The sequence below is a fragment of the Streptomyces sp. NPDC002690 genome (assembly GCF_053592415.1).
The window spans coordinates 1-1,457 of sequence record NZ_JBSFVR010000723.1 but is presented as its reverse complement, the minus strand read 5'-3'; the positions used below and the strand labels follow the sequence as shown (position 1 = coordinate 1,457).

At 73.9% G+C, this 1,457-nt stretch carries 1 protein-coding gene; it reads right to left on the bottom strand.

Going from position 1 to position 1,457, the window contains the following annotated elements; genetic code table 11:
- The coding region (locus tag ACWD3D_RS37050) for an FGGY family carbohydrate kinase (RefSeq protein ID WP_451465021.1) at positions 1 to 1,225 on the bottom strand (1,225 nt) is incomplete at its 3' end.
- Positions 1,226 to 1,457: the final 232 nt, after the last annotated feature.

Genomic DNA, 1,457 nt, shown 5'->3' with positions numbered 1-1,457 from the left:
CCTGGGCGCCGCCCCCGATCAGGCGCAGCGGGCGGGCGGCGACCTCCGGGTCCGCCGGGTCGAGCCCGCAGGCGCGGAGCAGTTCGTCCATGGCGTGCAGCACGGTGAAGGCCGCGCCTTCGTAGGCGGCGCCGAGGAGTTGCTGCGGGGTGGTGTCGTGCCGCAGGCCGGTGAGCAGCCCGGCGGCGTGCGGCAGGTCGGGGGTGCGTTCGCCGTCGAGGTACGGAAGGAGCACGGACTCGCCGCCGGGTGACGCGTCGTCACGGTGCAGCCCGAGCAGCGCGGCCACCTTGTCCACGGCGAGGGTGCAGTTCAGCGTGCAGGCGAGCGGGAGGTAGGTGCCGTCCGCGGCGGCGAAACCGGCGAGCGCCGGGGAGGCGGGCCGGGTGCGCGAGGCCGCGAAGACGGTGCCGGACGTGCCCAGGCTGAGCACCGGGTGGTCGAGCAGGCCCTCCGCGCCGAGGCCGAGACCGACGGCGGCGGCCATGTTGTCGCCGGTGCCGGCCGCGACGGCGATGCCGGCGGGCAGGCCGAGCACCTCGGCCGCCTCGGCGGTCAGCGACCCGGCGCGGGTGCCGCCGGTGGGGGCGATCTCGGGCAGCAGCGCGGCGTCCAGGCCGAGCAGGGCGAGCAGTTCGGGGTCGTAGGCGCCGGTGGCGGTGGAGTACCAGCAGGTGCCGGAGGCGTCGCCCGGATCGGTCACCGCGACGCCGGTGAGGCGCTCGGTGAGGTAGTCGTGCGGGAGGCGGACGGCCGCGGTGGCGGCGACGGTGTCCGGTTCGTTCTCGCGCAGCCACTGCCACTTGGTGGCGGTCATGGAGGCGACGGGCACCGATCCGGTCCGCTCCAGCCACGCCTCGGGGCCGCCGAGCGCGGCGGTGAGGGCGGCGGCCTGGGGGGCGGAACGGGTGTCGTTCCAGAGCAGCGCGGGGCGCAGCGGCCGGCCCTCGCGGTCCAGCACCACGAGACCGTGCTGCTGTCCGGCGACCGCGATGCCCGTGACCGCCGAGGCGGGCAGCCCGGCCTCCTTCATTCCGGCGGCCACCGCGTCGCGCAGCGCCTGCCACCACACCTCGGGGTCGCTCTCGCGGGCCCCGCCCTCGCCGAGGACCACGTGCGGGGCGCGGCCCACGGCGAGGATCTCGCCGGTGACGGCATCGGTGACAGCTGCCTTGGTGGACTGGGTGGAACTGTCCACACCGATGACGACCGTGCGCGGCGGCATGGCTACCTCTTCTCGTGCTGCGGGATTTGCTCGTTCGGCTGACAAATTACGGGATCGGACGGGGTGCGAACAGGGGCGCGAAGACTTTTTGGTTCCCGAGGGTTTCGCATCCGGGCCGATGGGTGCCATATTAGTAATGGCACTGAACAAATTGGTCGGTCGGCAGAGCAGCCGTCCGGGCCCGTCGATCAAGAGGCAGACATGTCGGACCGCTTCACTCCCACTTCCGCTG